We start from the raw sequence: 23,575 nt of genomic DNA on the forward strand, positions 1-23,575 counted from the left end.
GTTACTCGTATTTAAATGACGGGGCGTCCTTCGAGGCCCCCCAATAGATTGGCGATTCACTGAGTTGGGCCACGGCAAAGAAGAAGCGGTCGTCTTCATGTCTGGCCCGGTGGTTCTCATCAGTCCACCGCTCAGTGCCGGTCCGGCTCCACTCCGCCATGCGGTCAATGATGGGTACGGATATCGTGTTCCCGTCTCCGCCGTTGCCGCCGAAGGAAAACTGAGCGGCATCCATGCGGCCACTGAACAAGATGTCAGCGGCGTAGTTACCGGCCTGGTCGAACACGACAAACATCAGCCTGCCGTAGCGGCCACGGCACCCTCTCAGGTTCGTTTCGGACAAGATGTAGGCATCCAGCCCGGTCAAGGTCAGCTCAACCGTCATGGGCGACTGTGAGTTGTCGCTTTCCTGCGACTGCCCTACCTCGCCAAACGTACCCACACCGTCATAGGTGATACCGTCAATAACGATCTGCCCGGTGCCGGTGTGGGCGTATACCGTGCCGTCTGCGAAATCCAGCTGGCAGGCATACACCGCCATGAAGTTGCCCTGCGCAATGATGTCCACCACGCGCTGGCTGAAAGGAAACGAGGCTGGCATTAGAAGGCCTCCCGGAACTGAAAGCTGCCGTTTGAAACCACCCGCTGAACAGTAAGCTGGTTGGTGTCGTCCATTCGGCGCATCTCGGAATACGGGTTACGGTATTCAACTGCCGTACCTGCCGGAATTGCCTTACGGATACGCTTGTTCAGGTTGAGCTGAACACGGCCGCCAGAAGTTGACGTTGCATCATCAACCACTTCGAACATCTCGCCGTTGATGGTGATGTAATCGCCCATGCTGAATACCTTGCGACTGGCGGTAACGTCCTGCAGAAGCATCGTTGTCGCTTGGGCATTGGCTGTCACTACTGTTGGAGCACCGATGTTGTCGCCCCTCCGACGAGTGAAGGCCGGAACGTAGACCGTCCCGTACATACCCTGAAGCCGTCCAAGAAAGGCGGTCAGCTCCCGCTCCATCTGCTTGGTCATCACGCCAAAGGTCAGTTGGCACTGCCAGTAGGCACCCGGATACCCGACTACCTGCTGAGCATTCGACAGCGTTGAGGTAAAGGCACGGTTGTTATAAACGATGCCCCAGGTCATTTCGCTGGGGCGAATGGAAGCCGGCCATTGAATAGCCATCTAATTCTCCTGAACTGCTTAGCGGCTTATCAGCTGTCTAGCCGGCCCGTTTTGCTTAAGATCGCGTAACACCATTTGATATCCCTGCCGGGCTCCCTGGTCAGCTGCCTCCCTGATCCTGGCAAGCGTGGCTTCGTCAGCCGTGCCTTGAACACTGATATGCTGAGTGATAGTAGGAGCGGATGCGTATCCAGCAGAACTGCTTGAAGTTGAGGCAGAGAGGTTTCTTGTATCGGCTATGGGGGTGACATAACCACCCTGGGATCCACTCATGAGGTAGGTTCTACCTCCCTGACTGAACAGCTCTGGACCTTTCTCGTTCACTTCGTAGAACTTGTCAGGATCAACCGACCCGCCAACGGCACGGCCGCCGCCGAAGCTGTAGGATGAACCTTCGCTAAAGCCGGTCATGGTCCCAGACCCGCCAAACAGCGAGGTTCCACCACTGAATGCTGAGCTTAATAACCCGGCTGCGGCCTGCCTGACTTGAATACGGATCAAGTCTTCAACGAGCGAGTTAGCAAAGTCCTTGAACGACAGCTTCCCGGTTTTGACGAAGTTGACGATGCCGTCTTCCATATTCCTGAAAGCGTTGGAGAACATGTCACGGGTCTGGCCAGCTACGTTGCGTGCGCTGTCCAGGTAATCATTAAAGGCATCGCTTGCCCCTACTGACCAATCCTCGTTCTGCTTATCAAGCTCGTTGTAATAGTCTCGGTTTGCCTGCAAGGCTGTGTTCAGGCTGTCCTGAATGCTTTGAGACGCCCTCTTGTACTCCTCAGATCCCAGAGCATCTTTAGGCGTAGCCTTGTCGAGCTGTTCCTGATAACGCTGGAACTCCCTATAGATAGAGCGCTGAGCCTCAATCCGCTCCCTAGCCTGACTGCCTAGCCCTGCGCCCTGTAGCTGCCTGTCGTACTGCTCTTGCTGTAGTCGCAACGAGTTTGCGGCGGACTCCTGAATCTGAGCAGAGCGCTCTGCCAGCTTGTTAAGCTGCTCTCGGGTAGCTAGCTGCTTTTCAAGCTCAACATTGGTTTCGAGCTCAGCCCTGATCTGCAGCTCGCTAGCCAGCAGACTTTTTTGCTCAGCGGTTAACTGCTGCTTGCCGCGCAGATCGGCTATCTGCTGTTCGAACTGAGCGAGTTCGCGCCGTGAGCCTGTCAGTTTTTCAGAAGAGGACAGTTGCTCGCGCAGCACGGCCTCTTGCTGGTTAAGATTGGCCAGCATCCGGGTAGCGGCATCGTCCTGGTAGGCTTTTGCCTTGGGTGCTGACTTACTGTAGTCTTCTTCAATCTTTTTACGAGCTACCTCATACTCGCGATTTATCTGAGCTACATCTACATTCTTCCCGCCTAGTGCCTCAGCCCGCGCACGGTCTATCTTCTCAATTTCAAGTTTCTTCTTAGCTTCCCTGTCTAGCCCTGCAAGATATCTAGCATGAAGCTCGTTTCCACTACTTATAGATTGCTGTTCTGCTCGAGTAGACTTTTCCTGAGCATCAGCGGCCGACTGTTGAACATCTCGCTGTTGCTGTAGAAGCCTCAGTCTTGCCTGCATACCAGCTAGCTGAGACGACGAGGTGTAATTCCCTTGACCTAACGCTTGATCAACGAAACTGCGGGATGATGACTTTTGAGCTTCCTGTATGTCCTTTTGTAGAGAGGAAATTTGCTCGTCAATAGTTTGCGAGCGCCCAACAGCCAGCATTTCGTCCCAAGCACCCTTGGCAGCCGACTTGATAACATTCCATGCGCTTTCAATTGAACCCAAGTTCTGTTTGATGGCATTGGAGCGGCTTTGCAATGCGTTTGCATAGGTCTCTTCAGCTAGGTTTGCTGCGCCTACCGTATCCCCTTGTTCCTGAAGCGCCCGTATCTGGTTATATACCGAAGCGGTAAGGTAGTTGTATTGCTTATTGAGTTCAGCCGAGGCCTTGGCAGGATCTTCGGCAAGCTTCTGGAACTGGGCAATGGTTTCGTCTATTGCTTGCCCGGTTGCACTTTCAAAAGCGACCGCAGCGATAGCGATATTTTTGAACTGTTCACCAGCAATCGCACCGGTTGAGGCGATCTTGGTCAGCGCATCAGCCGCTGCGCCCGTTGTCCCGGTAACGGCACTTACCTGCTTGGCTAGCCCAGCCATACTGTTGGCAGTCTGCCCGGACTGGTTACCGGTAACGATTAGCGCCTTGGTGTAATCGCTGGCTTCATCACTGCCCTGCTTGTAGGCAAGAGCTAGTACACCAGCGGCAGCAGCGGCTACCGTAAAGGGATTGACCAAACCGAGGACATAGCCGCCCAAAGCACGAGCAGCCGGCCCGATGCCGCCGAACGTATCCTTCAGTTGTCCGCCCTGCTGAAGGAGTACAGTTAAGGGCTGCTGACCGCCTTGTAGAGAAACGACTATGTCGGTGAATTGCGCTGGCACACCACGGAGAGCGTTTGCGGTCTGCTTGGCCGTATTGCCCGTACGAGTAAGGCTGTCATTTGCTCGGGCTAAGGCATCCCGGCCCTCGTCAATCTTCTGCCGATACTGAGTATACGTATCAAGGTCGAGCCTATTCGATGCCCGCAGCTGGTAAAGCTTGCGCTCTTGCTGATCCAGACGTTCGAACGCTTTGGTGGTCGGGTCAATCTGGCCTAATAAGCGAGCAATCTCATCCTTTTCTGACTTGACGGACTCTTTGGCCTTTTCAGTTGACTCCTCAAACTTGCGTGTCGCCTGCTCAGCTCTTGCTCCAGACTTGGCGAGTTTATCAAGGCTCTCTGAGCCGCGCTCAACCTCGCTGGAATCAACGCGCAGGCCAAGGCTGGCAATATCGTTCGCCATACTTTTCTCCGGGCAATAAAAAACCCGCCGAAGCGGGCTGGTTACTTAAGGCCTATAGTCCTGTTGCGGTAGGCGGATGCTTATCGTCTACACAAGAGGGATTCCAATATACCTTTTCGAATACGGTGAAATTTGTTCCAGGCGAGCTTCTTCTATCAAAGTCTTCAAGCTGAAGATTACTTACATCCATCAAGTTGTCCCCAAACAATACCGTAGAGACAAAGCGAACCGTAGCATCTCCAGAGTCCTTGAAGCTTCCGCATACATGGCCTCCACCTGCTCCATCATTCTCATGGCCTATAAAAAAGACCTCGCCAAACCTGGGTGAATAACCAAGTTTTTGTTCTACAGCCTTTTTTGCTGTGTCCAACGCCTTGACTTTCGGCGGCTCGCACCCAGCCAGCAGCACAAGCCCGGCGATAAGCAGTACCTTTCCCTTCATACGACCTCCCGAGAAAATGAGAACCATATCTCAGGAGAACGCGAAAACCCAGCTTAAGCGCTACATCGGTCAGCGATGAATGGCGGCATAAATATTCTCTAATTGTCTGCAGCCCAATAAACACGTGCGCTTACTGAGAAGCCCTAGAGCCATGCGGACCGTTTATCGTTTTTGATCAAGCAAGTGCTTTATTTATGCACTTATTTCGGTACACTTTACAAAGTAAAGCCAAGGATGTGCGTAGTGGATCCTCTAGCAAAAAAGCTAAACGTCAAATTCTTCATTAGCGATCTAGGAAACGAGCCGGTAAGAGACTGGCTGCGAGATCAGGACTTCAACATCCGCAAGGCTATTGGAGAAGACATTAAGACGGTTCAGCTCGGCTGGCCAATAGGAATGCCGGTCGTACGTAAGCTTGAGAATGGCTTATGGGAGGTCCGCACCAAGTTTGATCATGGCATTGCTCGGGTGATCTTTACCGTTGTTGGCTCTGACATGGTTTTACTGCATAGCTTTATCAAGAAATCCGATAAAACGCCGAAATCTGATCTGAAGACGGCGAGAGATAGAAAATCATTACTTCTTAGGAAACCGAAATGAACGCAAATATTGGATCCGACTTTGATGACTTTCTCGCTGAGCAAGGCATCCTTGAGGAGGTTTCCGCGACTGCTCTGAAGCGCGTCATTTCATGGCAACTGACAGAAGCTATGAAAGAGGGAAAGATCACTAAAAAGGCCCTAGCTGAGCGCATGCACACAAGCAGGACCCTAGTTGATCGCGCTCTGGATGAACGAGACCCCGGCATGACAATCGCCACTCTGGCTAATGCTGCAAAGGCAGTCGGCCGGCGTGTAGAGATTCGCCTTTTGCCAGAGCATGAGCCCGCTTAATTGATAAGCCTTATCAATCCTGCCTCTGCTCTGCCATGACCTTTAGCGCCTCTGCCTCCATAACCCTGACGTCATAAAAGACGTCGGGTTGATGCTTCTTTTTGATCCCACAAAGGCGCATCACGTCAGGGAGCGCGCAGTAATCTAAGCCTGTAGCTCCGCAACCACCCGTGCGCCACTGCGTACCCATTGCTTCAAAGACGGTGAACGAGTTCCAGTTATCCGGCCAAATGAGGACGTCTTCGCTGTCCAGGTCGGAGAGGAAGAGGCCCATAGCAGCAAGCCCCTCCTCGTCCTCACGCTCATAGAGCGCCTGGGCAGCTTCCCTCAGTTTCCCAAGCGGGCCTGACGGATCTCGTCGAGGTAGGTAGATACGATTGCCGAACCCGCACCCTGGTAGTTCTGAATGAGCTTCTTGATGTTGTCATCGTTAAACTCATCTTCCAGCTCCCAGCCCGTTGCGACTGCCTTGATCGACTCAACCTCAGTCATGCCCTGGGCGCTAGCCGAAACCTCAGCCAGCTGGTCCTTGGTCATGTGCTTGAAGGTGAAGCGAACGTTTTCTGTTCCTTTGCCATGAATAGGCACTGGAACCATCGCATCAAAGGTTGGGTTAGGGTCTAGCTTGAACTTCTTGCTCATGATTCACCTTACGCCGCATAACGGACAGGACGGCCAGCCAGGGATAGCGTGATCGTGCGGGTCATGATGTTGTTGCGAGACAGGCTTGGCGTGGCGCTGATCGACACGTAGGCGTTATAAAGTATCACCGAGCCATTAGGCAGAGTCAGGCGCAGAACACGAGGCTCACGGTCATCGTCTGCTGCTTCGCAGGTCGCCACATAAGGCAGTGTCGGGTCATCAGCTACGGTCAGCGTCATACTCAAGGCTGACTTCGTAGTTGGAAGCTGGCGGTCTTCGTCTTCCTCAAGGAAGCCGAAAGTAGCGAACTGCTGCTCGCCGCCCGATGTAGCCACGTCAGTGATTTGGCTAATCTGGTTCCAAGTGGCAACCGCACGACCAGTACCAGTACCCGCGCCTGCGGTAAATGCAGCGCCGCTCGTATCAACGCCTTCAAGCGTAAAGCCGTCAGCGGTAGGCGCATCAGCACGGAAGGCACGATCATTTAAGCGGGTCCAGCCGGAGGTCAACGCGACCACATCACCATCTGCCAAGGCAGCATCGGGTGCAGTCACAACGCCAGGGTTAGCATTGGTGATCCCTGTTACAGCGAACTGCGTACCGTAGGTGGCAGCGATTTCCATGATCGAACCGTTAGGCAATCTGTAGCCCATTGTCTTTTCCTCATTGCAGAAATGAAAAACCCGCTCAATGGCGGGTCTTGGTGATGCCCAACGGGCGATTAGTTGGTGTCAGCGCGATATGTCAGACTGACCGGGATAGTGAAGTCGGTATCGCCCTGAATCTCCCTGGCTACTGCCATAGGGGTGATGATCTGGACGATAAAAGCACCCTTGCTCAGGCGGTCGTTGAGCGGATACAGAGCGGCAAGCTCATCCGCCAAGGCTTCCCCTGCCCCGGCTCCCTTCCCTGCCGGCGTCACAACGCTGACCTGGAAGATGCCGGTGTATTCCCGATGATCCCCGGCGAGCGTCAGGCTGTCGGTCAATGCGGGAAGCGTGGCAGTCGTTAAGTAGGTCTCGCCTGTGGCCGGTGTGAAATTCTGGTTCTGATAGGCGACTCTAAGATTTTTGGTCTTGGCCCAGGCTGCAAGCCGAGTTTCCATTAGTGATCGGATAATGCGATGGCTCATACCTGATTCACCCTAGCCGCCTCTCGGACGATCTGCTGGAAGCGGGCCACGGTAGTCCTGACCATACCTTCAGGCGCTTGTGTTGAATGCCCATACTCAAGCTCAATCGCATAAGGCAGATTATTGACGATGTAAGCCACTTGGCCGGCAGTGAAGCTATTGGCTTCAGCAACTAGCTTGTTGATTGTCTCGCTTCCGTTGGGGTCAATGGTTGGCAGCTCGCCAGAAGCTGGGCGCTCAATACTGAACTGCCAGTTACCCCTAAAACGCCCGCCGACATAGCCGGGAGGCGGCGGGTTCTTCCAGGTCTCGGGGTTTCCTACTGGTGACATGCGGATCAAGGAACTGCCAACCTCAATAATGATGGTCCGACAGGTCTCGTCTAATGCACCTTCAACCTTCTCAGCCCATTCACGAATGTTGAGCGCAAAGTTGCTTTCCATTACGCCCTCACCTGCAGTGTGTAGACGAGAGGTATGCCGGCCGGGTTGGTCTCGTTAACGTTGATGACGCTATAGGCCTTTCCCTGGATGACGGCTTTATTGGCCAGCTCAGGAGGCCATTGGAGATCCTTGGCAGCGACCTTGAGCTTCTTATCACCCTGCTGGATTTGGGTGTTGTTCTGAAACTCAATGCCTTCATAGTCGAGCAGGATGCCTTGGGCTGGCTGCTCTTGTGCCACTCCATCACCAGTCGTCCCGGTCTCGGGGTCGTATTCGCCCGCTTCGGTACGCTGCAGGGTGACGGTCTGGCCGAACTCTGTAATCAGTTCAAGGGCAACATCGGCCATCTCATCGTAGAAAGCCATGCTGGGCTCCATAAATGAATAGGCCCGCATTGCGGGCCTATTTGTTATCGCTTTACTTGGGCTTGGATGTTGTACCCGCTACCTCCATAGCCGCGGACTGAAATATCTGCGCCTTGAAAGTACTCTCGTAGCCTCTTTTCAAATAAAGCAGTGATCTCCTCCCCAGCCTTGACCTCATCGGGGTCAGTAATTGTAGAAGAGTAGATTATTGTTTTTCTGCCAGGGTTTTCTTGGTCTTCCTTAGCCACCTGTGACATCAGGCTTTCAACATACTTTTCAGCTATATGGCTCACGCATCAACTCCTTCGCGACGGGATGGAGTTTGCATTACTATCTCATGCCCTGATGGCAAACAACCCACGCCTGTCTAGGTAGTCAGCGAACTGGGTTTGGCTTGGCCGGTTAGGAGCTGCTGGCAGCAGCCTGCCCGACGTGTTGTTGATCTGAGCATACTCAACCTCTACCGCACCCTCAACACGCTTACGAATCACCGCGCCCTGACGTGTTTCGGGCGGGCTTAGGTCATCCTTATGGATCTCCGCAGCCAGGGCCAGCTGCCCGTAGAAGATCTCGCGCGGGATGTAATTTGATTTCTTGTACGCACCATCGACCATGACGCCCTCACGAGGCCAAGCCAAAGCCTGTTCCTCATGAGTACGCCGGCCTTTCCACTTCATGCCGTTCATCACCAAGGCAGAACGGCGCAGCAAGGCCTCCTGAGCTTCTACCGTGTCGGGAATGGTTACGCCAAATTTACCGGCGTATGAGACCAATTCCTCAGCGGTGGCATATGACTCCGCGTCAGGATCTCCTGCCCCTACCTCAATGATGAGCGTCATGCCTTACTCCTGATCTTGCGCTTTCAGTAGCTGAAGAAGCTCAGCCTTATTTGCCGTGGAAGGATACTCAACATCCTTGGCTTCCAGCTGCTCTTTAATCTGCGCAACAGTCAAGCTGTCACGAGGATCAGACGTATTGCTTTGCCCAGCTACCACTGCGCCCTGACTTAAAGCGTCAGCACCGCCGCCGTTGTTACGTGCCGCCGTCTCATCTACCGGAGTACGGGCTGTTTCTACGCCGCCGGTTTCGCCAACAGTCTGAGGACCTACGGTGATATTTTCAGCCGTGCCGCCAAAACCCCAACGAGCCTTTTCATTCGGGTCAATGTACTTGTCTTTTTCGATGGTCATGCGGTTTCTCCTTTAGATCAGCCAGCCCCCGAAGGGGCCAGCATGGGATCAGGCAGATACGGTGGATGTGACGAAAGCCAGTGGGACTTCCTTCCGGTTGAACTTGCGCTCCCAGTTGGTAGCTAAGGCCAGATCAGCCCAGTTGGCAGACACAGGACGGCTAGTGCCTGGGGTGCCGGTGATAGTGGTGGACAGGAAGGAGTAGCCCAGCGGGTGGATGACATAGTTACGGCGAGTCCACAGGGTCTCGGTACCGCCACCATTGCCACGATCCGGGGCGCGTTCGTACTCAAGGCCGTCTTCGCCTGCCGGCTGCTGCTCTTCGTAGCCGATAGCACCTGGGCCAAAGATGACAGACAGGTAGCGGGCTTCGGCACCGGTGCCAATCACAGGCATGCTGTCGTCAACCACAACACGCATACCCTGGAAGCGGCCAAACTCAGGCACCTGATCCGCAAGTGGGGTGAAGTCGATCAGGTTGAGGATCTGCAGCTCAGTCTGTACTGCCGAGTGCATGGCAATGACACTCAAGCCGCCCAGCTGACCGGAGTAGTCGCCCATGGTGGCCTTGGCACGAATGATCGAAGCCGCATCAATGGTGCCGGGCGCAGCTACAACCATGTCACCGCCGTTGTTAGCGACGTTGGCGTTGTAAATACCGATAACGCTGGCGATGGTGCGGCGCTGAGCTACACGCTGCCAGTAGCTGGTCAGGCGACCGGCGACGAACTCCAGCGGGTCCTGCTTGGTGATGTTCTTCACCAGATTCATGCAGTTCCAGCCTTCGTTCAGGTAGGCCGCGCGCGCTTGCATGCTTGCACTGGTCACCGCCAGAGGTACTGCGATGTCGGTGTACACGTCGTTCGAGTAGTTCGACTCGATAGACGCATCCAGATCCACCCACCATGGAATGGTGAAGGTGTTGGAAGGGCTAGCCAACAGCTGAGCCATGTCGTTGTTCTGAACCAGAATGCCTGATTCGAAGAACGCGGTGCGCTCGGAGGTGTTTACGTTGATGTAATCGCGGAGTTCGTCGCGGAAGACCACATCAGAGAGAATGGTAGGCATTGCTTATTTCCTTAATGAGCTGCCGACTGCGCTTTCAGGCGCTCGTATTCGGCGGGATTGGTACGGCGGAGCTCTACTCGCTCCATTCCAGTTAGTTGATTGAAACTCTTTGCGGCCCCGCCGCTCTTGCTACCACCAGCCCCGCCGCCGGTAGCTCTCGATCCCGCAATCAGCGGTGCCAATGCTGGATCATTTGTGATTTCTGCCTTGTATTCGGCCACTGTCATGGCGGATGGACGACCCTCAGGGTCGAGCACCACAACAGTTGGCTTGCCGTCTCGGATTTCCATGCTCAGACGTGGAGCAATCAGCCTTTCCAGAACGCCAGAACTGCCCTGTACGGCGAGCTCGCCTGCAAGGGATGCTGCGGTAGCGCCTACGGTCAGCTTTTGAATCTGGGCTTGCAGAGAGAGAACCGTCTGATCCTTGTCGGTCAGCGCTTTGGTGTACTTCTCTTCCCAGGACTTCTGAAGGGCATCGACGTCGCCTGTCTTGCGGGCGTGTTCCTCGGCTGCGCGTTTGGCTGCCTCTTCGGCTTCCTGTCGGCGGCGCTTCTCTTCTTTGCGCTCATCCATCAGCTCGTTCAGCTTTTGCTTGAGGCCAGCTACATCCTCACCCTGAGGAATTCCCTCAATAGCGAGCACGTACTTGCCATCCTTCTCGACATAAAGCGCTTGAACTGATTCAGCTAGCCCCTCAAGGCTTTCGACTTGATATTTTAGAGTCATGGAGTCTCCCCGAGACGATTACTCTGGCCCCGCCAGAAATGAAAAAGCCCCGCATTAGCGAGGCCATAAAGCAAAAACCCGGCATTTGCCGGGTTGCTGTTAAAAAGGGCTGATTTGCTGAGGACCCTTTAGACGATCAGTATTCATCTAACCTTTTTAGCTCAAGCAAACCATCCGAAAGCGTTTCCTTCCAAGTGCCAGTAGTAGTACGCACCTCGAAATTAAGTCCGTCAGTTCTACCTTTGCAGTGTTCTAAAACAAACTCTCTGATGACGGCCTCGAATCCAGGAATTAGGTGTATCCCTGCTTGCTCGCCATACTCCAAGCGGGCAGGTAGCTGCGTAGGCGAAGTAGGAGCTAGCCTAGGTATAGGCAAGAAAACCTTTGCATGCGCCGATGTGACACTTAAGGATTTAACTGTTACTGGTCGCTTTCCCTTAGACGTTAATTCCAGAGATATAAACGGGGCACTATCTATTAAGCCGAATGGATAACTCGCATGGACTGCAACATTAAGCTGCTCAACGTCTTCTCTTCTTTGGCGGTCTGCTAACCACAATGTCACGAGAACAGCAGATAAAGCTCCAGTACCAGAAACCCAATCACCTAAACTACCCCATGCCGGAACATACTTAACCGTAGATGCGGGATTAAGGTTTATCCCTGCTGTCAATCCGAGCAGACCACTTATAACGCACAAGAAAACGCCAACAAGCACAAATACCCAGCGCATACGCCCAATCCTTGAAATAAAGCAGGCAATTTAGTGCGACTTATATCTCAAATTCCAGCACGCTCAAACGCTAGCGGCTCAAGTTTTCTTATCTCCTCCAGAGTTAGAGGAGAGAAATTCCTGTCCAGCTGTAACTGAGAGAAGCGTTCAGCGCTCAATCCGCTATCCCTGAACAGCTTTGCCCTTGCCTTGCCCAGGGCTTGATCCTGAAAGCTCGCAGGCTGCGTTTTAAGCCACTCGTAATAGCTAAGTGATGCACTGACCTGCTTTCCACCTTCAGCACCCTTGGAGGACCGCGTAGCGCCTTGGCTGAATAGCTTCGAGAACTTGGTGATCGGCACGATGGTTGACCGGCAGTTGATGTGGATCGGTGGCCGTGGACCTGAATCAACCGGGAACCGTTGCCCGTCCAGTGTCTTGCACTGCGGAGTGGTCCGACTGTCGAGTGTGCTGACCCATTCCACCTCAGTCACTACATCGCTATTGGCCTTCAGCGTCTCGCTGCGAGCCTGACTAGCGACATGCTGAACCGCTGTCCTGACCACTGCCGCGGCGTTGCGATCGGTGATAGCCAGAATGCCGTCTTTATACTGCTGAGCCTTGGTGCCCCGGATAGCCTGGATGATCTGCGTTGTGGTCTGGCCCTCGAAGAAGCCCTGACGTATCGCACCGACCATCCTTTGGCGTTCTGTCTGCGTCCAGCCTTGGATGAAGGCCTCTAGCAGCTTTCCACCGTCTACCCCTCTCACACTCAAGGGATTGGTAAGGATTGCCGCCTTGATTGCCGCAGCACCGGGCAGGACCGCTTCGAACGTCACCGATACCGAAGTATTAGCCGTAGCCACTGCCGCAGCATTGCTCAGGCTAGATGCCTCGAACTGAGCTTCGTACATCGCAAGGTCAACCAGATCCAACTGAAGCTGGTCAGTGAATCGGGAGAAGATACCCAGCAACAGGCTATCAACCTGCTCTAGCAGCTTCTCCTGTCGCTTGCGTGTGTACTCAGTGATATCCGGGTCGCTCAGCTTGGCCCTGATCTTTCGATCCAGCTCCTTGAGGAATGGGGCAAACTTGGCGACCTCATTGGCCTTGAGTCGTTCGAGCAAGACGGCATGACGAACCGTGGCATCAAACAGTGCTGGATTAGCTGCCATCTCGCTCACCAAGGATTACATCTACAAGCGCCTGATCACCCAGCTTGAAAGCAGCTAGGCATGACAGCTCATCTGATCTAGGCCCGAACCCGTAGATGGATGGCGGATTGTCACTGTTAAGGATCACCAATGCGCAGGTTTGCACATCAGGCTCTTCCCCGCTTTCAATATCGTCGGCGATCTTACGGAGTGCCTTAGCCGCGTTTCGATAATGCTCTTTCTGGAAATCTACTACGCGGATATCAGGCATCTTCCTCTACCTCTTCATCTAGGTTTGGTCCGGGGCTCGTGGTCTCAAGCTCGTCTCTGATCGCGTCGTCCTTCTTCTCGGGGTCAATCAGCTGATAGTCACGCAGCTGACGCCAGAAGTCGGACTGAGGAATCAGCCCGGCCTGTACGCCCTTGATCAGGTTGGCAAGCAAGTTTGCATCGATCTGTACGCGGACGAAGTTCTGGTTGAGTGTGTACTCCATCTTGCCAGTGGCATTCATGAAGAGACCCATCCACTCCAGCACCTTGCTGTAGGCTTCGGATACGTTGCTGACCACCAAAGAGAGAACCGAATGCTCAGCAGCGTTCTCGTTCTGTTCCTGCGTGGCTGTCTTGGCTCCACTGCCCTGCTCGATCAGGCGAGCGCCCAAGGCCACCATCTGGCGTTCCTTGGCGTCCATGGCCTCTTTAGCTAGCGTATTGGGCTGAGCCTGGAGGATGCCTGCCTGACCGCCATTGGGAAGCAGCAGCGGCGCACGTGACCCAAAGTAGATCCCGGTTTCCTCCATATGGTCTCGCCACTGTTCATCCAGACCGGAGATATAGACCTGCGGCTGACCCACCAGATAGGCGCTGTCCTCATAGTCAGCACTGTTCCGGTAGTGGGCAATGTTCAGTTCCGCCATGTCGTATAGCGGGGCGTCGTCGAGATTGGCGTCGTTGCTCTGCGATCCGAGAAAGGTAAAGGGAATTTCAGTCCAGGCAGCGCCGCGACCATCTGTTGGCTCACGAGCGTCAAAGATGTTCCAGCCACCCTCATTACGCCAGATCTCAACGGCGTACCGACCTTCATCTGTCAGCCTGAGAACGCGGTACTGGTCTTTGACCTCCTGACCGAAGCCGTCCGCTGTGTCTTCCTCGTACTGCTCCTTCAGCACCACAAGGGACAGGACGTGCTGACCACCTACCTGGCGCGTACGCCAGTTGATGATGTCCTCAGCCTTGTACCCAGTTACCGTGGCCCGAATGCGCCCGGCCTGCATGTCAGCAAGCGATGCCCCGCCGTCAATGGCTGGGTAGTCCACCAGAAGCCCGTGCCGGCCAGTTTCGAGCAGATGCCCGATGACCGCCTGACTCTGTTGGTAGATGCTGACGCCCTGACCGTCGATATCCTCGCTGACGTACTGGAGCAGAGAGGGAACCTTAAGCGTCGGCCATGTCGTGAACACCGCACCGACCAGACCGTTCTTTGTCCGCCCTGTGGCGTTGTAGAACACCGCCCGAGCAAGGTAGGAGTCATAGCGCGCCCGGTTGGCCTCACTCTTGTCTTCAGGGTTGGGCTGGGGCAAGTAGAAACTCTTGCTTTCCTTGATGCGTTCGGAGCCTTTGCAGACGTCGCGCACCAGTCGCCAGCGGCGTCGTGCAGCCGTAAGCTCTGGCCTTTCGTAAGTAACGTCTGCCATTAGCGTGCAAATCCCATAGCAATAGTGGTGACAGGCTTGACGATCGGATAGTCCTTGTGGATGAAGTACCCACCGGCATCGTTCGCATGGTCATTGCCTTGTGTCTTGTCTGGCTCACCGTTAGCAGCCCATACCTGCTGCTCTAATGAGTCGGCATAGGTCGGGCACTTGTCGGCGTTAACTCGGTAGCGGCGCTCACCCTGGGCATTGCAGAACATCGCATTCATGGCGTTGATGCGATCCTTCACCGGAGGGTTGCTTGGCGGCGCTATGACGGCAAAGCCTGCTTGTTTCAGCTGGGCTATATCCGTTGTGCTGGCGTTCACTGACTTTCGTGAGTCACCAGAGGCGTCAGGGTAAATCCTGATCTGCCGTGTGTTGCGATAGTCACCATCGGCGTACAGCCAATAGCGCTCCTTGATCTTCTTGATCATGTCCGGCGTGTCATAGCCGTTGATGATCTCATCCACCGCATGAGGCATACCCAGGCGTTTGACGTGGACGATGGCCGACATCTTGCCAACGTTAAAGTCCATGCCAATGAACAGGGGTTCTGCTGGCTGTATCGTCTCCTGTGAGGCGTTCAGCTTGCGGTCATACGTGTGATAGATCGATCCTGACGTCAGGTTGACGAACTGACCGTTCAGGTATGCCCTGATCAGCTGTTCCGGATACGACTCGAACAGTGAGGGTATGTAGTCATCAGGAAGGTTGAGTTCGTTGTCGTAGGTGCTTGCCTGGATCATTCCATAGCGCTGGCCTAACCCTGGGTTCTCTCTTACCTGCTTGACGAACTGCTGATAGACGAACTTGAAGCCTTCGGGCGTCGTTGTAACGTCTACCCCGTTCTTTAGCCCGTCTACGTTGTAGCGCATACGAGCAATGATCTTTCGCCATGCCTGCTGAGCCTTAACCGCGGACATAACGTCCAGCTCATCCACAAGCGCATGACCAATCTTGAAGCCTACGATGGTTTGCGGCTTCTCCATGGATCTGCAGATGATCGTGCCTCGGTAAGCACGGCCACTGTAGACATGGACTTCATGGTTGGCCTGATTGACCAGTACCTTTAAGCCCCACTCGTGAGCCACCTCTTCCATGGTTGGATAGAAAATGTCACGTATCTGACTATAGGTTGGAGCGAAGTACCCAGCGTTCACACGAGGCCATGACCACATGTGCTGGGACAGCCCACAACACCCTACCCATGTCTTGCCTGAGCCAAATCCAGCCACGAAGGCGCGGAATTTGTGAGGCAAGGCAAGGAAGCTGGCTTGAGGCACATTAAGCGTCGGGTTTACGAGCATCTCGAATCGTTACCTCAACGCGGGCCGGTACTGCTTCCTCCTGATCTTCACCCTCTGGCTTGTCACGCCACTTGTTACGCTGTCTGTTCTTTAGCCAGAAGATTGCTGCGGTAGTGTCAGGAGGATAGTGTTTGATGATAGGCGTCTGGATGATCTCGCCATTAACGACCCTTATGTCCAGATCGTCATGTGAGTATCCAGTCGCCCTATGGAATAGCTTCGAAGCAACCTCGGCATCAGCCATCGTTTTCCCGCCCTTTAGGGACTCAAGAAACGCTGGATGAGACTTCTTCCAAGCATTCAATGTCTGCTCGGACACCTCGAAGTATTCTGCTAGTTCTTTATCGGTCAGGCCCAGCTTGCAAAGCTTGAGTGCCTGTGCGGCGTACTCCGCCTTGTAGCTTGTTGGTCTGCCCATAGTTCATTGCCGCTACACCTTTTCAGGCTTCTCATGGAGTTCGTACTGCTTGATGATCTCGATCACTTCCTGGGCCTGCTGCTGAGTAGCCAACAGCTTCACCTGAATCTCTACTGCTTCATTGACTTCAAAATGAAAGCTCACTGCCTTGACGCGCCGACCTTCAAGATTAAGAAGCTTGAGGATGTCTTTTGCGACCTCTTGGGTGGAAACCACCTTATCAGCACTCATTCGATCACCCGTTGAATTGATACCACACCGTAGAAGTACTCAATCTCTTCCGCGCCGCAGTAAAAGGTTGCTAGGCGGCCACGCCAGACGACAGAGTCAGCCTCTACGATCCGCTCATCATTGTCGTCTGTTGTTACCTTCCACTGTGTCATGGCCTTCACCTAGGCTCTTGGCCCCCATTTGTCGGTGGTCTTGCTGGCGCGATCGACCGTTGGCACTCGACTGGCCTTGTAGGCGAAGGTGTCATCGGATAGGCCAAGCACATCACCGTTAGGGATGCCTGGGCCGTACTCCCACTGGGCAGACGGCACGCGCTTGCTGATCAGGTAGTCGAGACCCTTTGCTGTGGCTTTCTCAGCTGATGTATTACCTGATGGATAGCCATGCTCACCCATGAACAGGGCGACGTTATTGTCTTCGCCCCACTTCACCCAGTTTTCAACCATCTTGATGAAGTTGCCTTCAGGGATCTGCTCATTGCGATTAGCCCAGGCTCCACCGCCACCCGTGTTTCCATCCAGGTAGTTGTGGCCTTCGAAGACAATGATCTTGTTTGGGTCCTTGATCGATGCCATCCAGCTCGATACAGCCACCCAGTTGCGGGTTGTGGCGTATCCACATCCACACAGGTGAAGCTTGTGCGTCTTGCTGGGCCATGCATCAACGATCTTCTGGACGTTGGCCTTGTAGCCTTGCTCGACGTTGAAGTCGCTTTCGCCTCGGTTATGAGGCTCGTTAGCAGCACCTACCCCTTCGAAGTTCGGGTACTGCATGAATTCTTTACATACCGCAGCTACCAGCCATGCGTAATCGTCATAGCTCATACCACCTGGAGCACCAACAGGCGTCCACTCGGTACGCTTGCCATTGAAGTCCATGTACAGGTAGCCCGGCTTATTGGTGCCGGCCGGAACGACTCGCCATACACGCAGATAGCTATGCAGGTCGATGTTCATATGGGTTACGCCATACTGACCTGCCCACTTGTACTGCTTGTGGATCAGGGCAACGTATGCAGGGTTTAGACCGGCTGACTGCGAGCCTTGCCAAAACCTCTCCACCGCTGTCACTAGGCGGATACCCTTGATATCGTGCTGCTGGATCTCTTTCCAGTGACGCTCTTGAGGCTCTCGGTAGTGAGTCTCAAGCACTGCGCCTTGGACGTAGGGGTTATTACCCAGTCCCACCAGATTCCACCAGATGAGCGGGATAGCCTGCTTCTGGTTTGTGTCTGTAATGTTTACAGGTTCATTGGCCGGCACATTGGCCGACCCTTCAGACTTTGGGACAGTGAAGATCACCGCCTTACCAGCCACCTTGCTTGGATCCAGCTTGTTACCATCAAAGGTTACGCTTGTCTTATCGTTAAATACTTCGACGTTGATGACCTTGCGGGTAGTGCCGTCAGGCAATGCTGCTGTCTGCCCTTTAGCCAAGGCAGGGTTACTGGCGACAGAGATACGTGCAGCGTCATCTGCTACCCATACGCCTAGGTTCCAATCACCTGTAGTCACCTGCTCATTAGGCACAAGGCTTAACGTTGTGGTCTCTGCTGGCGTTTCGATTGGCGCTGTAGGCGTCTCTACGTGCTTTGTAGGCGCTTCTACCGGTGTAGCTGGCGTACCTGCATTGATCTTGGCGATTGCTGCCGATAACGGCGCTATAGCCTTCGTAACACTGCTATCGATGAGCGCAGTGAGTTCGTCGTCCGTAAGAACGACTATTTTGGGCATTTCGGCCATGTGACTCTTCCTCGTTTGGTTGCCGCGCCGGACTACACAAACTCGGTCACTGGCCTATGGGTTATTGGTTAGTCAGTAATGCCCAACGCAAGCTTTCGAATAGCTTTGGCGTCTTCTAGGGCGTTATGAGGTAAAGCGGATTCAGCATCCAGGTCGCGCCGGACTTCCATCGTTAGAGGCGGCGTATCCAGTCGATACCCCGGACCGGTAATCAGCGACTCACAAAAGTGGGCGATGTCTTCCGGCCAGTCAGCGATGATGTGAATGTTTCCGTACTGCGACAGGAAACCAGCAAGGCTGCTTTGAAACTCAGTCATGCTTACCGGCTCCTTGTTAAGGATCGGCATTACATGCTCAGCAACCCATGGATCAGGGTTATCGCAGCCAAGCACCTCGTACCATTCAGAGCCGTACTCATCCACCAATGCCATTGAAATCAATGCGCCTTTGAACGAGTTGAACTCACAGTCAACGTACAGATTCATTGGTTGTTCCTGATGGCGTCATAAGCGGACTGACAGGCACTGCCGGCAATCCTTGATCGGTCATAAGCTGCAGCCAGCTCTCTTGCTCGTGCATCCATCCGGCCGAGCACGTCGGAGAGCACCATTGCGGCGCGGGCTCTTGTCTCGCCTCCCTCGGCAGTGGCGGCACCCGTGGGGCAGCTACGGAGGGAAGCGGTAAGTCGTTCTGTTTGCTTGCGCAGGCGGTTACTAGCAGCATCAGCATCAGCGGCATCAGCCTTTGCAGCTTCAATCTGCTTTGCGGTGTCTGCGCCGAGTTCGTCAAACTTCTTTCTCCACCCGTCTTCGATCGCTCTCGCTTTTCTCTCGGCCTCCGCGACTTTCTCGTTCGCTTTGGCAAGGGCCGCATTGTCCTGGCTATCACGCTTTTCATTAGTCTCATGCACTCCATAGCGGTATGGGGCATAAAGGAGCGCAAGGACGATAGCGGCAGCTATGCCCCACTTGAGGATGAGCGATTGCATGGGTTAGCCCCAGGTGCCGGTACGCATTGCCTGGGCGAGTTCTTTGGCGCGCCCTTTGACTTGGCTGGCCCACTTGCTGTCCAGCATCTCAGTAGCGGCTAGGTCGAACTGCTGATTACCAATGGCTGCCAGCATCTTCTTGAAGCCCGCCAGACGGGAGCGGCCAAGGTTGAAAGCCATCTCGATCATGACTTCCTGCCGCACGCCATCCAGCGATTGGTAGCGAGGCACTACAGCCAAGGCATCTTTGATTGCATCATCGATATCGTTAGCCAGGAGAAAGGCAATCTCAGAGTCTCTGAGGCCCTTGTCGTCCAGGTTGCGACCAATGCCTATGGTTAGCTTTCCTTCTGTATCTGAATACGGCTTACTGCGCTTGCCTTCCTTTGCGGCAAGACGACGCTGAAGCCTTGCCATGTCGATAGCCATTAATGCCGTCTCCGCTCAGTGCGTCCGTCCCATTCATCCCATGTAGCGATCTTGGCGACGTTGCCGTTCGCTCGGCAGACCAATATCAGGATGATGGCGAGAATCATGGTGTTGTAGATGGATACTTCTGGCCATTCCCCGTACACGAGGATGCGGCCTGAGATGCTTAGCCATTGCTGAGCGGTGGCCGAGGCCAGTCCGAACGCGCAGAGGCTAGGCAGGAGGCGGTACTTTGACCGGCCCCTTGAATACTTGAAGGCGATCATGATGCAGATGCCCGCGCATACGGAGGCTTGAGCCAGAGCCGCATAACGAATGGGCTCAGTCAGGTATCCGTAGGTCGCCATGGCCCCTGTCATCGCAGCAGCGCACATTGCCCCTGCCTGGTTATCCCGGCGGTAGTACACGGCCGAGATGGTTGCAAACAGGATGGTTAAAAAGATCAGTACCGAGGTTGAGGTCATGGCTGCGTGTCTCGCTTACCAAGGAAGCGATTCAGAATGAACAGGAGCCACTTGGGCGCGCGTCCAGTCTGTATGGCTTCCAAGACTGAGATGCAGACAACTACACAAATAAGGCCTGCGATGAATGCTGCAAAGCCGCTGGTTTGCGCCCATTTCTGAGCAAGCAGCTCTACAGCTCCGAAGTAGCCGCCTATCCACCCCACAAAGAGGTAGCCCAGGCGCTGCAGCACCTTAAGATCCTTGGCGAAAATGATAAAAGCGAATGCTCCCCCGAACGCGCCTACTACGGCGGCTAAGTCCACTCCGGGGAAGATGCTGGCTAAACTGAGTCCGAAAAATCCCGCAGCCAGCGGTGTACCTAAGCTGGTCGTGGGTTCGGCCATGTTTGCTCCGGTTGTAAAATCCCGCTGTAAAGGGGATCAGCGGGTGCCAAGGCGCTTGGCGTAAAGGGTGACAGGTGGCCGGCCCGACACTCCGGCTAGTGAATCTCTCGGCGACCGGTATCTACCAGTCCATTCACCTGTCTATTGGTCCGTCATGGGGCTTTTGTCCGTACGGGAGCACGCATGCGGGACTAATTAGGGCCTTATTTCAGGCAATAAAAAACCCGACACAGTGGCCGGGTTTCTTCTGGGTGAGGTCTTAAATTATGAGAAAAGCATAGCAAATCTAAATCAAAATGCAAATGTTATAACGTCAATATTCACTATGCCGCTTGTCGCATTGATCCGATGAGTTGAGCGACTGGTTTCAAGGCTTCTTTGTCCAGGTCATTGCACACGTTAAAGCACGCATCGATGTACTCTTCCCACTCGCGGACAAAGTTGAACTCACTGAGCTTTACGCCGCATTCAAGCTCTACCCACTTGCGGAAATGTTCAGGCTTTGCCAGTGGGTCGATACCTTCACTCTGCCCACCCTGGTGCATCCGGCGGTACCGGAACAGGACGGCCCGAGCTACTGCCCTGGCCTTCTCCTTCTTCTTCAGGGTCATCTCGAACTTGATATGAGCCATCTGGTAGATCAGTGCCTCGGCAAAGTCCTTCTGATCATCCGTGGCGAGTGGCGAGTACATCCAGTCACCGAATGTCCGCAGATGCAGCGGAAGCGTTTGTATGGCCTTCTGGATGCGTCCGCACACCGCTTGATGCATTGCCACGTATGTGCGGCTATCTCGCTCTGTGCGTTGAATTGAGCAGCCTAGCGCCGCTGTTTCTTCTGCGACGGCCAAGACGCTAACGCGGGATTGGTAAAAGCAGTCATGCCAAGCAATACGTGCGGACTTCAATGAATTCAGGCGCATGGGTGTTCTCCAATTTCAATCTGTACCAATCCACCAGCCCGCACCGGGCCGCGAATAATGCGTAGGTCATCGATCTGGCTGTCGTCTTGCCATGCACCGCCATGTGTCAGCGCATCGAGCAGCCCCTTGAGAAGGTTGTCCAGGTCTCTCTGGCGACGATCTGGAGGACAGGCAGTGATTACCACCTGTAAACGCCCTTCTCGCTTCTGAACGCAAGATAGGAGGCATTCCGCCTGCACAGAGGCGCGGTATGCGCGCCCCTTTTCACTGATGAGGTGTCTACCGGCCAATGCGCCCTTGCTTGGATGCCTCCAATAGGTGTTTACGCTGGGCGGCCATGGAAGAGTGATAGTGGTCATTGGGCACCATCCATGAGGCCGTATTCACGTAACCACTCATCACCGACCCGGTAGTGTTCGCCGTCGCCGTGGGAAACCGCGACCCTATCGGTCCTCTCTTCGTTGAAGTCATAGAGGTGTGGGTGTTTCTCTTGGCTGAACATGTCCAGCTGGTCGTCTGGGAACCTCATTCGCCAAACTCCTGAAACAGCCTGTCCCGATACCAGTTAGCCTTAGCCAAGCATTTGTCAGCAGGCCCTTTCTCACCGGCACGCAGGCGATATTTCAGACAGTTACCCTTGAGGTAGCCGCGGTATTCCTCGGCAGTCATGGCAGCTTTGATGACGTCAATTGCTTGCTGCCCTGGAAATAGGTCGTAATGAGCTGGATTAGTAATTTCGTTATGGCTCATGGCTTCACCTTCTTGACTTCGATCAGGCCACGCTGGGCCAGCTCACGGATGGTTAGCAGTACCGCCTTGTCCAGTTCGGCGCGGCGTTCTTCCTTGGTCAACCGGTGGCCGTTGTCGATCTCGTAGTGGCAGCTTGGGCACAGGGCAGCGCTCAAGCAGTCATCAACCTTCATGCTCATTCCCTTTGATTCGTTTCGGTGTGCTGCCTGGACGCCATAGGCCCCACACAGCACGCAGTTTTCCAGTGACCGGACGGCAGCTAGCCAGCGGTCTGATCGGTAGGCGGGTTGACGCTGACGGAGAAAAGTCATGCGGCTCTCCTTCCGTAGATAGCCATCATCAAGTCTTCTGGGTGCGGCAGTAGCAGGCCTAGGCTCTCAGCGCAGTACTGGTCCAGCATCTCCAGGTACTCGGTCATCTGCGCCTGGGTGAAGCCGCGTGTCTTGGCGCGGCCTACCTTGTATGCAGACCCATCTGGCAGCTCAACACGGTGCAATTCGGACGGCCACAGCTTGGCAACCATTATTTCGTGCCACTCTTCAGCACTGGCGATCTGTCCATAGGCTTCACGCAGGTGCTTCTGAATCTCGTTGTTCCACATCCAGAGCAAACGGTTCTGTGCATCACTGCGCTTGCTGCGGATCTCAGTGATAGCGATCTTGCGCGGCTTGGTCAGGTCCAGGCCGGACAGGAAACCGATCAGACGCTGGCGATCCATAGGGGTACGGATGATGTGATCCATTAGCGCTTACCTCCTGATAGAGTCCGCAGCTCTGCCAACTCAGCCGTCAGCTGATCTGCGCCGTCCTGTTGCCTTTGCATCACTAGCCATATCTCCTGTGGAAGGCGCTCCATAAATTCGAGGCTGCATTCCGTGGATAAAGCAGCACCTACTTCCTTGGAGCTATTGATGATGATTTGGCGTAGCCTCTCGTTCTCAGCGATCAGCTCTAACACTGCGGCAGGGTTCGCCTGCTCACGGAAAGACATGCTGTAAAGGGTCATCAGCGTTTGGTGCTCATCAAATGACTCAGCATCTTGAACACCAGCTTTTAGCCGCTCTGCTGCGAGCTTGAGTTCATCCCACTTGCTCATCATTTACGCTCCCTGGCAGCAAGCATCTCGTCAGCAAAGCTATAAGCAGCATCGCTGAACTCACGCATATTCTTGTAAGGGACGTGCTGGCCGTCTTCGCCTTTATGCCCCCAGGTGCCTTTCATGAGCAGCGTCTGAAGGGTCCGCATAGCTATCTCGTCACGTAATGCAACTAGATCCTCGCTAGGCAACTTGAAAGCTGTTTGAGGCTTGCTCATTGCATCCTCCATAGCCAGCACAGCTGATCCTCTACGTCCTGGCAGCGGATGTGCAGATATGGCTCTGTGTTCAACAGATCATCAGGGTTGCCGCCGTTCTCAATCACAGTTAGTCGACGTTTAAAGCCTGCTGCATGAACGCGCTCTCCAAAC

At 54.4% G+C, this 23,575-nt stretch carries 39 protein-coding genes; 2 read left to right on the top strand and 37 right to left on the bottom strand.

Annotation, left to right across the window (positions count from 1 at the left end):
• Position 1: 1 nt before the first annotated feature.
• From AC4LF3_RS10775 to AC4LF3_RS10790, 4 genes are read right to left on the bottom strand one after another with little or no spacing between them, the layout of a single operon-like run.
• Entirely contained in the window at positions 2 to 601 is a 600-nt protein-coding gene (locus AC4LF3_RS10775) for a hypothetical protein (RefSeq protein ID WP_491835274.1), read from the bottom strand.
• Positions 601 to 1,185, bottom strand: a complete 585-nt coding sequence (locus AC4LF3_RS10780) for a hypothetical protein (RefSeq protein WP_491835275.1) — start codon at positions 1,183 to 1,185, stop codon at positions 601 to 603. The genes AC4LF3_RS10775 and AC4LF3_RS10780 overlap by 1 nt, the downstream gene beginning before the upstream one ends.
• An 18-nt stretch (positions 1,186 to 1,203) precedes the next feature.
• Entirely contained in the window at positions 1,204 to 4,014 is a 2,811-nt protein-coding gene (locus AC4LF3_RS10785) for a phage tail tape measure protein (RefSeq protein ID WP_491835276.1), read from the bottom strand.
• 52 nt (positions 4,015 to 4,066) lie between these two features.
• On the bottom strand, positions 4,067 to 4,456 hold the full coding sequence (locus AC4LF3_RS10790; RefSeq protein WP_150347303.1) for a hypothetical protein: 390 nt from the start codon (positions 4,454 to 4,456) through the stop codon (positions 4,067 to 4,069).
• 234 nt (positions 4,457 to 4,690) lie between these two features.
• Between AC4LF3_RS10790 and AC4LF3_RS10795 the strand changes: the two genes are divergently transcribed.
• Both AC4LF3_RS10795 and AC4LF3_RS10800 read left to right on the top strand, forming a co-directional pair.
• The gene (locus AC4LF3_RS10795) at positions 4,691 to 5,056 is read left to right on the top strand and encodes a type II toxin-antitoxin system RelE/ParE family toxin (protein WP_491836277.1); all 366 of its coding nucleotides are present in this window, start codon (positions 4,691 to 4,693) and stop codon (positions 5,054 to 5,056) included.
• A complete protein-coding gene (locus tag AC4LF3_RS10800; RefSeq protein ID WP_150347302.1) occupies positions 5,053 to 5,349 on the top strand; it encodes an XRE family transcriptional regulator in 297 nt (98 codons plus the stop codon). Before AC4LF3_RS10795 ends, AC4LF3_RS10800 begins: the two co-directional genes overlap by 4 nt.
• A 13-nt stretch (positions 5,350 to 5,362) precedes the next feature.
• Here AC4LF3_RS10800 and AC4LF3_RS10805 read toward each other — a convergent pair whose 3' ends face one another.
• The 33 genes from AC4LF3_RS10805 to AC4LF3_RS10965 form a co-directional block, all read right to left on the bottom strand.
• Complete coding sequence (locus AC4LF3_RS10805; RefSeq protein ID WP_491835277.1) at positions 5,363 to 5,623, bottom strand: DUF1799 domain-containing protein; 261 nt, start codon at positions 5,621 to 5,623, stop codon at positions 5,363 to 5,365.
• Between the two features lie 53 nt (positions 5,624 to 5,676).
• On the bottom strand, positions 5,677 to 5,991 hold the full coding sequence (locus tag AC4LF3_RS10810; RefSeq protein ID WP_434134364.1) for a phage tail assembly chaperone: 315 nt from the start codon (positions 5,989 to 5,991) through the stop codon (positions 5,677 to 5,679).
• 8 nt (positions 5,992 to 5,999) lie between these two features.
• Complete coding sequence (locus tag AC4LF3_RS10815) at positions 6,000 to 6,644, bottom strand: phage tail protein (RefSeq protein WP_491835278.1); 645 nt, start codon at positions 6,642 to 6,644, stop codon at positions 6,000 to 6,002.
• Positions 6,645 to 6,712: 68 nt separating this feature from the next.
• Positions 6,713 to 7,123: a phage tail terminator-like protein gene (locus AC4LF3_RS10820; protein ID WP_475256059.1), complete on the bottom strand. Its 411-nt coding sequence runs from the start codon at positions 7,121 to 7,123 to the stop codon at positions 6,713 to 6,715.
• Complete coding sequence (locus tag AC4LF3_RS10825) at positions 7,120 to 7,566, bottom strand: HK97 gp10 family phage protein (RefSeq protein ID WP_491835279.1); 447 nt, start codon at positions 7,564 to 7,566, stop codon at positions 7,120 to 7,122. The genes AC4LF3_RS10820 and AC4LF3_RS10825 overlap by 4 nt, the downstream gene beginning before the upstream one ends.
• Positions 7,566 to 7,931: a hypothetical protein gene (locus AC4LF3_RS10830; RefSeq protein ID WP_491835280.1), complete on the bottom strand. Its 366-nt coding sequence runs from the start codon at positions 7,929 to 7,931 to the stop codon at positions 7,566 to 7,568. The genes AC4LF3_RS10825 and AC4LF3_RS10830 overlap by 1 nt, the downstream gene beginning before the upstream one ends.
• A 44-nt stretch (positions 7,932 to 7,975) precedes the next feature.
• Entirely contained in the window at positions 7,976 to 8,224 is a 249-nt protein-coding gene (locus tag AC4LF3_RS10835; RefSeq protein WP_491835281.1) for a hypothetical protein, read from the bottom strand.
• 42 nt (positions 8,225 to 8,266) lie between these two features.
• A complete protein-coding gene (locus AC4LF3_RS10840; protein WP_491835282.1) occupies positions 8,267 to 8,770 on the bottom strand; it encodes a DnaT-like ssDNA-binding protein in 504 nt (167 codons plus the stop codon).
• 3 nt (positions 8,771 to 8,773) lie between these two features.
• Complete coding sequence (locus tag AC4LF3_RS10845) at positions 8,774 to 9,121, bottom strand: HeH/LEM domain-containing protein (RefSeq protein WP_434134370.1); 348 nt, start codon at positions 9,119 to 9,121, stop codon at positions 8,774 to 8,776.
• Between the two features lie 48 nt (positions 9,122 to 9,169).
• On the bottom strand, positions 9,170 to 10,189 hold the full coding sequence (locus tag AC4LF3_RS10850) for a hypothetical protein (RefSeq protein WP_491835283.1): 1,020 nt from the start codon (positions 10,187 to 10,189) through the stop codon (positions 9,170 to 9,172).
• A gap of 11 nt (positions 10,190 to 10,200) precedes the next feature.
• A complete protein-coding gene (locus AC4LF3_RS10855) occupies positions 10,201 to 10,917 on the bottom strand; it encodes a hypothetical protein (RefSeq protein ID WP_491835284.1) in 717 nt (238 codons plus the stop codon).
• Positions 10,918 to 11,053: 136 nt separating this feature from the next.
• Positions 11,054 to 11,650: a hypothetical protein gene (locus AC4LF3_RS10860; protein WP_491835285.1), complete on the bottom strand. Its 597-nt coding sequence runs from the start codon at positions 11,648 to 11,650 to the stop codon at positions 11,054 to 11,056.
• A 47-nt stretch (positions 11,651 to 11,697) separates the two neighbouring features.
• On the bottom strand, positions 11,698 to 12,804 hold the full coding sequence (locus AC4LF3_RS10865) for a minor capsid protein (protein WP_491835286.1): 1,107 nt from the start codon (positions 12,802 to 12,804) through the stop codon (positions 11,698 to 11,700).
• Positions 12,794 to 13,054 (bottom strand): hypothetical protein, encoded by a 261-nt coding sequence (locus tag AC4LF3_RS10870; protein ID WP_491835287.1) that lies wholly within the window; start codon positions 13,052 to 13,054, stop codon positions 12,794 to 12,796. The genes AC4LF3_RS10865 and AC4LF3_RS10870 overlap by 11 nt, the downstream gene beginning before the upstream one ends.
• Entirely contained in the window at positions 13,047 to 14,477 is a 1,431-nt protein-coding gene (locus AC4LF3_RS10875) for a DUF4055 domain-containing protein (RefSeq protein ID WP_491835288.1), read from the bottom strand. The genes AC4LF3_RS10870 and AC4LF3_RS10875 overlap by 8 nt, the downstream gene beginning before the upstream one ends.
• Positions 14,477 to 15,784 (bottom strand): terminase large subunit domain-containing protein, encoded by a 1,308-nt coding sequence (locus AC4LF3_RS10880; RefSeq protein ID WP_491835289.1) that lies wholly within the window; start codon positions 15,782 to 15,784, stop codon positions 14,477 to 14,479. The genes AC4LF3_RS10875 and AC4LF3_RS10880 overlap by 1 nt, the downstream gene beginning before the upstream one ends.
• Positions 15,762 to 16,202 carry a terminase gene (locus AC4LF3_RS10885; RefSeq protein ID WP_475256083.1) on the bottom strand — a complete coding sequence of 147 codons (441 nt, stop codon included), beginning with the start codon at positions 16,200 to 16,202 and terminating at the stop codon, positions 15,762 to 15,764. Before AC4LF3_RS10885 ends, AC4LF3_RS10880 begins: the two co-directional genes overlap by 23 nt.
• Positions 16,203 to 16,214: 12 nt before the next feature.
• On the bottom strand, positions 16,215 to 16,433 hold the full coding sequence (locus AC4LF3_RS10890) for a hypothetical protein (RefSeq protein ID WP_491835290.1): 219 nt from the start codon (positions 16,431 to 16,433) through the stop codon (positions 16,215 to 16,217).
• Positions 16,430 to 16,585: a hypothetical protein gene (locus tag AC4LF3_RS10895; RefSeq protein WP_159435136.1), complete on the bottom strand. Its 156-nt coding sequence runs from the start codon at positions 16,583 to 16,585 to the stop codon at positions 16,430 to 16,432. The genes AC4LF3_RS10890 and AC4LF3_RS10895 overlap by 4 nt, the downstream gene beginning before the upstream one ends.
• Before the next feature lie 9 nt (positions 16,586 to 16,594).
• On the bottom strand, positions 16,595 to 18,175 hold the full coding sequence (locus AC4LF3_RS10900) for a cellulase family glycosylhydrolase (protein WP_491835291.1): 1,581 nt from the start codon (positions 18,173 to 18,175) through the stop codon (positions 16,595 to 16,597).
• Between the two features lie 68 nt (positions 18,176 to 18,243).
• The gene (locus tag AC4LF3_RS10905) at positions 18,244 to 18,660 is read right to left on the bottom strand and encodes a hypothetical protein (protein ID WP_491835292.1); all 417 of its coding nucleotides are present in this window, start codon (positions 18,658 to 18,660) and stop codon (positions 18,244 to 18,246) included.
• A complete protein-coding gene (locus AC4LF3_RS10910; protein WP_491835293.1) occupies positions 18,657 to 19,163 on the bottom strand; it encodes a DUF2514 family protein in 507 nt (168 codons plus the stop codon). The genes AC4LF3_RS10905 and AC4LF3_RS10910 overlap by 4 nt, the downstream gene beginning before the upstream one ends.
• Before the next feature lie 3 nt (positions 19,164 to 19,166).
• A complete protein-coding gene (locus AC4LF3_RS10915; protein ID WP_288659521.1) occupies positions 19,167 to 19,592 on the bottom strand; it encodes a glycoside hydrolase family protein in 426 nt (141 codons plus the stop codon).
• Entirely contained in the window at positions 19,592 to 20,056 is a 465-nt protein-coding gene (locus tag AC4LF3_RS10920; RefSeq protein WP_491835294.1) for a phage holin family protein, read from the bottom strand. Before AC4LF3_RS10920 ends, AC4LF3_RS10915 begins: the two co-directional genes overlap by 1 nt.
• Positions 20,053 to 20,439 (bottom strand): putative holin, encoded by a 387-nt coding sequence (locus AC4LF3_RS10925; protein ID WP_010794601.1) that lies wholly within the window; start codon positions 20,437 to 20,439, stop codon positions 20,053 to 20,055. The genes AC4LF3_RS10920 and AC4LF3_RS10925 overlap by 4 nt, the downstream gene beginning before the upstream one ends.
• A 323-nt stretch (positions 20,440 to 20,762) precedes the next feature.
• Positions 20,763 to 21,359 (bottom strand): hypothetical protein, encoded by a 597-nt coding sequence (locus tag AC4LF3_RS10930; protein WP_491835295.1) that lies wholly within the window; start codon positions 21,357 to 21,359, stop codon positions 20,763 to 20,765.
• Positions 21,350 to 21,718 carry a RusA family crossover junction endodeoxyribonuclease gene (locus AC4LF3_RS10935; RefSeq protein WP_491835296.1) on the bottom strand — a complete coding sequence of 123 codons (369 nt, stop codon included), beginning with the start codon at positions 21,716 to 21,718 and terminating at the stop codon, positions 21,350 to 21,352. Before AC4LF3_RS10935 ends, AC4LF3_RS10930 begins: the two co-directional genes overlap by 10 nt.
• Positions 21,715 to 21,888, bottom strand: a complete 174-nt coding sequence (locus AC4LF3_RS10940) for a hypothetical protein (protein WP_491835297.1) — start codon at positions 21,886 to 21,888, stop codon at positions 21,715 to 21,717. Before AC4LF3_RS10940 ends, AC4LF3_RS10935 begins: the two co-directional genes overlap by 4 nt.
• A complete protein-coding gene (locus tag AC4LF3_RS10945; RefSeq protein WP_491835298.1) occupies positions 21,885 to 22,109 on the bottom strand; it encodes a DUF3310 domain-containing protein in 225 nt (74 codons plus the stop codon). The genes AC4LF3_RS10940 and AC4LF3_RS10945 overlap by 4 nt, the downstream gene beginning before the upstream one ends.
• Positions 22,106 to 22,420, bottom strand: a complete 315-nt coding sequence (locus tag AC4LF3_RS10950) for a hypothetical protein (RefSeq protein WP_491835299.1) — start codon at positions 22,418 to 22,420, stop codon at positions 22,106 to 22,108. The genes AC4LF3_RS10945 and AC4LF3_RS10950 overlap by 4 nt, the downstream gene beginning before the upstream one ends.
• A complete protein-coding gene (locus AC4LF3_RS10955; RefSeq protein ID WP_150347222.1) occupies positions 22,417 to 22,851 on the bottom strand; it encodes a recombination protein NinB in 435 nt (144 codons plus the stop codon). The genes AC4LF3_RS10950 and AC4LF3_RS10955 overlap by 4 nt, the downstream gene beginning before the upstream one ends.
• Positions 22,851 to 23,207, bottom strand: coding sequence for a hypothetical protein (locus AC4LF3_RS10960; protein ID WP_491835300.1), 357 nt, complete (start codon positions 23,205 to 23,207; stop codon positions 22,851 to 22,853). Before AC4LF3_RS10960 ends, AC4LF3_RS10955 begins: the two co-directional genes overlap by 1 nt.
• Complete coding sequence (locus tag AC4LF3_RS10965; RefSeq protein ID WP_073450237.1) at positions 23,204 to 23,422, bottom strand: hypothetical protein; 219 nt, start codon at positions 23,420 to 23,422, stop codon at positions 23,204 to 23,206. The genes AC4LF3_RS10960 and AC4LF3_RS10965 overlap by 4 nt, the downstream gene beginning before the upstream one ends.
• Positions 23,423 to 23,575: the final 153 nt, after the last annotated feature.

The organism is Pseudomonas sp. C2.3V (assembly GCF_058536325.1).

What these genes read in the sequence shown, in the direction of transcription:
- AC4LF3_RS10775 (WP_491835274.1), bottom strand. Translation starts at nt 601, where the DNA reads ATGCCAGCCTCGTTTCCTTTCAGCCAGCGCGTGGTGGACATCATTGCG.
- AC4LF3_RS10780 (WP_491835275.1), bottom strand. Translation starts at nt 1,185, where the DNA reads ATGGCTATTCAATGGCCGGCTTCCATTCGCCCCAGCGAAATGACCTGG.
- AC4LF3_RS10785 (WP_491835276.1), bottom strand. Translation starts at nt 4,014, where the DNA reads ATGGCGAACGATATTGCCAGCCTTGGCCTGCGCGTTGATTCCAGCGAG.
- AC4LF3_RS10790 (WP_150347303.1), bottom strand. Translation starts at nt 4,456, where the DNA reads ATGAAGGGAAAGGTACTGCTTATCGCCGGGCTTGTGCTGCTGGCTGGG.
- AC4LF3_RS10795 (WP_491836277.1), top strand. Translation starts at nt 4,691, where the DNA reads ATGTGCGTAGTGGATCCTCTAGCAAAAAAGCTAAACGTCAAATTCTTC.
- AC4LF3_RS10800 (WP_150347302.1), top strand. Translation starts at nt 5,053, where the DNA reads ATGAACGCAAATATTGGATCCGACTTTGATGACTTTCTCGCTGAGCAA.
- AC4LF3_RS10805 (WP_491835277.1), bottom strand. Translation starts at nt 5,623, where the DNA reads ATGGGCCTCTTCCTCTCCGACCTGGACAGCGAAGACGTCCTCATTTGG.
- AC4LF3_RS10810 (WP_434134364.1), bottom strand. Translation starts at nt 5,991, where the DNA reads ATGAGCAAGAAGTTCAAGCTAGACCCTAACCCAACCTTTGATGCGATG.
- AC4LF3_RS10815 (WP_491835278.1), bottom strand. Translation starts at nt 6,644, where the DNA reads ATGGGCTACAGATTGCCTAACGGTTCGATCATGGAAATCGCTGCCACC.
- AC4LF3_RS10820 (WP_475256059.1), bottom strand. Translation starts at nt 7,123, where the DNA reads ATGAGCCATCGCATTATCCGATCACTAATGGAAACTCGGCTTGCAGCC.
- AC4LF3_RS10825 (WP_491835279.1), bottom strand. Translation starts at nt 7,566, where the DNA reads ATGGAAAGCAACTTTGCGCTCAACATTCGTGAATGGGCTGAGAAGGTT.
- AC4LF3_RS10830 (WP_491835280.1), bottom strand. Translation starts at nt 7,931, where the DNA reads ATGGCTTTCTACGATGAGATGGCCGATGTTGCCCTTGAACTGATTACA.
- AC4LF3_RS10840 (WP_491835282.1), bottom strand. Translation starts at nt 8,770, where the DNA reads ATGACGCTCATCATTGAGGTAGGGGCAGGAGATCCTGACGCGGAGTCA.
- AC4LF3_RS10845 (WP_434134370.1), bottom strand. Translation starts at nt 9,121, where the DNA reads ATGACCATCGAAAAAGACAAGTACATTGACCCGAATGAAAAGGCTCGT.
- AC4LF3_RS10850 (WP_491835283.1), bottom strand. Translation starts at nt 10,189, where the DNA reads ATGCCTACCATTCTCTCTGATGTGGTCTTCCGCGACGAACTCCGCGAT.
- AC4LF3_RS10855 (WP_491835284.1), bottom strand. Translation starts at nt 10,917, where the DNA reads ATGACTCTAAAATATCAAGTCGAAAGCCTTGAGGGGCTAGCTGAATCA.
- AC4LF3_RS10860 (WP_491835285.1), bottom strand. Translation starts at nt 11,650, where the DNA reads ATGCGCTGGGTATTTGTGCTTGTTGGCGTTTTCTTGTGCGTTATAAGT.
- AC4LF3_RS10865 (WP_491835286.1), bottom strand. Translation starts at nt 12,804, where the DNA reads ATGGCAGCTAATCCAGCACTGTTTGATGCCACGGTTCGTCATGCCGTC.
- AC4LF3_RS10870 (WP_491835287.1), bottom strand. Translation starts at nt 13,054, where the DNA reads ATGCCTGATATCCGCGTAGTAGATTTCCAGAAAGAGCATTATCGAAAC.
- AC4LF3_RS10875 (WP_491835288.1), bottom strand. Translation starts at nt 14,477, where the DNA reads ATGGCAGACGTTACTTACGAAAGGCCAGAGCTTACGGCTGCACGACGC.
- AC4LF3_RS10880 (WP_491835289.1), bottom strand. Translation starts at nt 15,784, where the DNA reads ATGCTCGTAAACCCGACGCTTAATGTGCCTCAAGCCAGCTTCCTTGCC.
- AC4LF3_RS10885 (WP_475256083.1), bottom strand. Translation starts at nt 16,202, where the DNA reads ATGGGCAGACCAACAAGCTACAAGGCGGAGTACGCCGCACAGGCACTC.
- AC4LF3_RS10890 (WP_491835290.1), bottom strand. Translation starts at nt 16,433, where the DNA reads ATGAGTGCTGATAAGGTGGTTTCCACCCAAGAGGTCGCAAAAGACATC.
- AC4LF3_RS10895 (WP_159435136.1), bottom strand. Translation starts at nt 16,585, where the DNA reads ATGACACAGTGGAAGGTAACAACAGACGACAATGATGAGCGGATCGTA.
- AC4LF3_RS10900 (WP_491835291.1), bottom strand. Translation starts at nt 18,175, where the DNA reads ATGGCCGAAATGCCCAAAATAGTCGTTCTTACGGACGACGAACTCACT.
- AC4LF3_RS10905 (WP_491835292.1), bottom strand. Translation starts at nt 18,660, where the DNA reads ATGAATCTGTACGTTGACTGTGAGTTCAACTCGTTCAAAGGCGCATTG.
- AC4LF3_RS10910 (WP_491835293.1), bottom strand. Translation starts at nt 19,163, where the DNA reads ATGCAATCGCTCATCCTCAAGTGGGGCATAGCTGCCGCTATCGTCCTT.
- AC4LF3_RS10915 (WP_288659521.1), bottom strand. Translation starts at nt 19,592, where the DNA reads ATGGCTATCGACATGGCAAGGCTTCAGCGTCGTCTTGCCGCAAAGGAA.
- AC4LF3_RS10920 (WP_491835294.1), bottom strand. Translation starts at nt 20,056, where the DNA reads ATGACCTCAACCTCGGTACTGATCTTTTTAACCATCCTGTTTGCAACC.
- AC4LF3_RS10925 (WP_010794601.1), bottom strand. Translation starts at nt 20,439, where the DNA reads ATGGCCGAACCCACGACCAGCTTAGGTACACCGCTGGCTGCGGGATTT.
- AC4LF3_RS10930 (WP_491835295.1), bottom strand. Translation starts at nt 21,359, where the DNA reads ATGCGCCTGAATTCATTGAAGTCCGCACGTATTGCTTGGCATGACTGC.
- AC4LF3_RS10935 (WP_491835296.1), bottom strand. Translation starts at nt 21,718, where the DNA reads ATGACCACTATCACTCTTCCATGGCCGCCCAGCGTAAACACCTATTGG.
- AC4LF3_RS10940 (WP_491835297.1), bottom strand. Translation starts at nt 21,888, where the DNA reads ATGAGGTTCCCAGACGACCAGCTGGACATGTTCAGCCAAGAGAAACAC.
- AC4LF3_RS10945 (WP_491835298.1), bottom strand. Translation starts at nt 22,109, where the DNA reads ATGAGCCATAACGAAATTACTAATCCAGCTCATTACGACCTATTTCCA.
- AC4LF3_RS10950 (WP_491835299.1), bottom strand. Translation starts at nt 22,420, where the DNA reads ATGACTTTTCTCCGTCAGCGTCAACCCGCCTACCGATCAGACCGCTGG.
- AC4LF3_RS10955 (WP_150347222.1), bottom strand. Translation starts at nt 22,851, where the DNA reads ATGGATCACATCATCCGTACCCCTATGGATCGCCAGCGTCTGATCGGT.
- AC4LF3_RS10960 (WP_491835300.1), bottom strand. Translation starts at nt 23,207, where the DNA reads ATGATGAGCAAGTGGGATGAACTCAAGCTCGCAGCAGAGCGGCTAAAA.
- AC4LF3_RS10965 (WP_073450237.1), bottom strand. Translation starts at nt 23,422, where the DNA reads ATGAGCAAGCCTCAAACAGCTTTCAAGTTGCCTAGCGAGGATCTAGTT.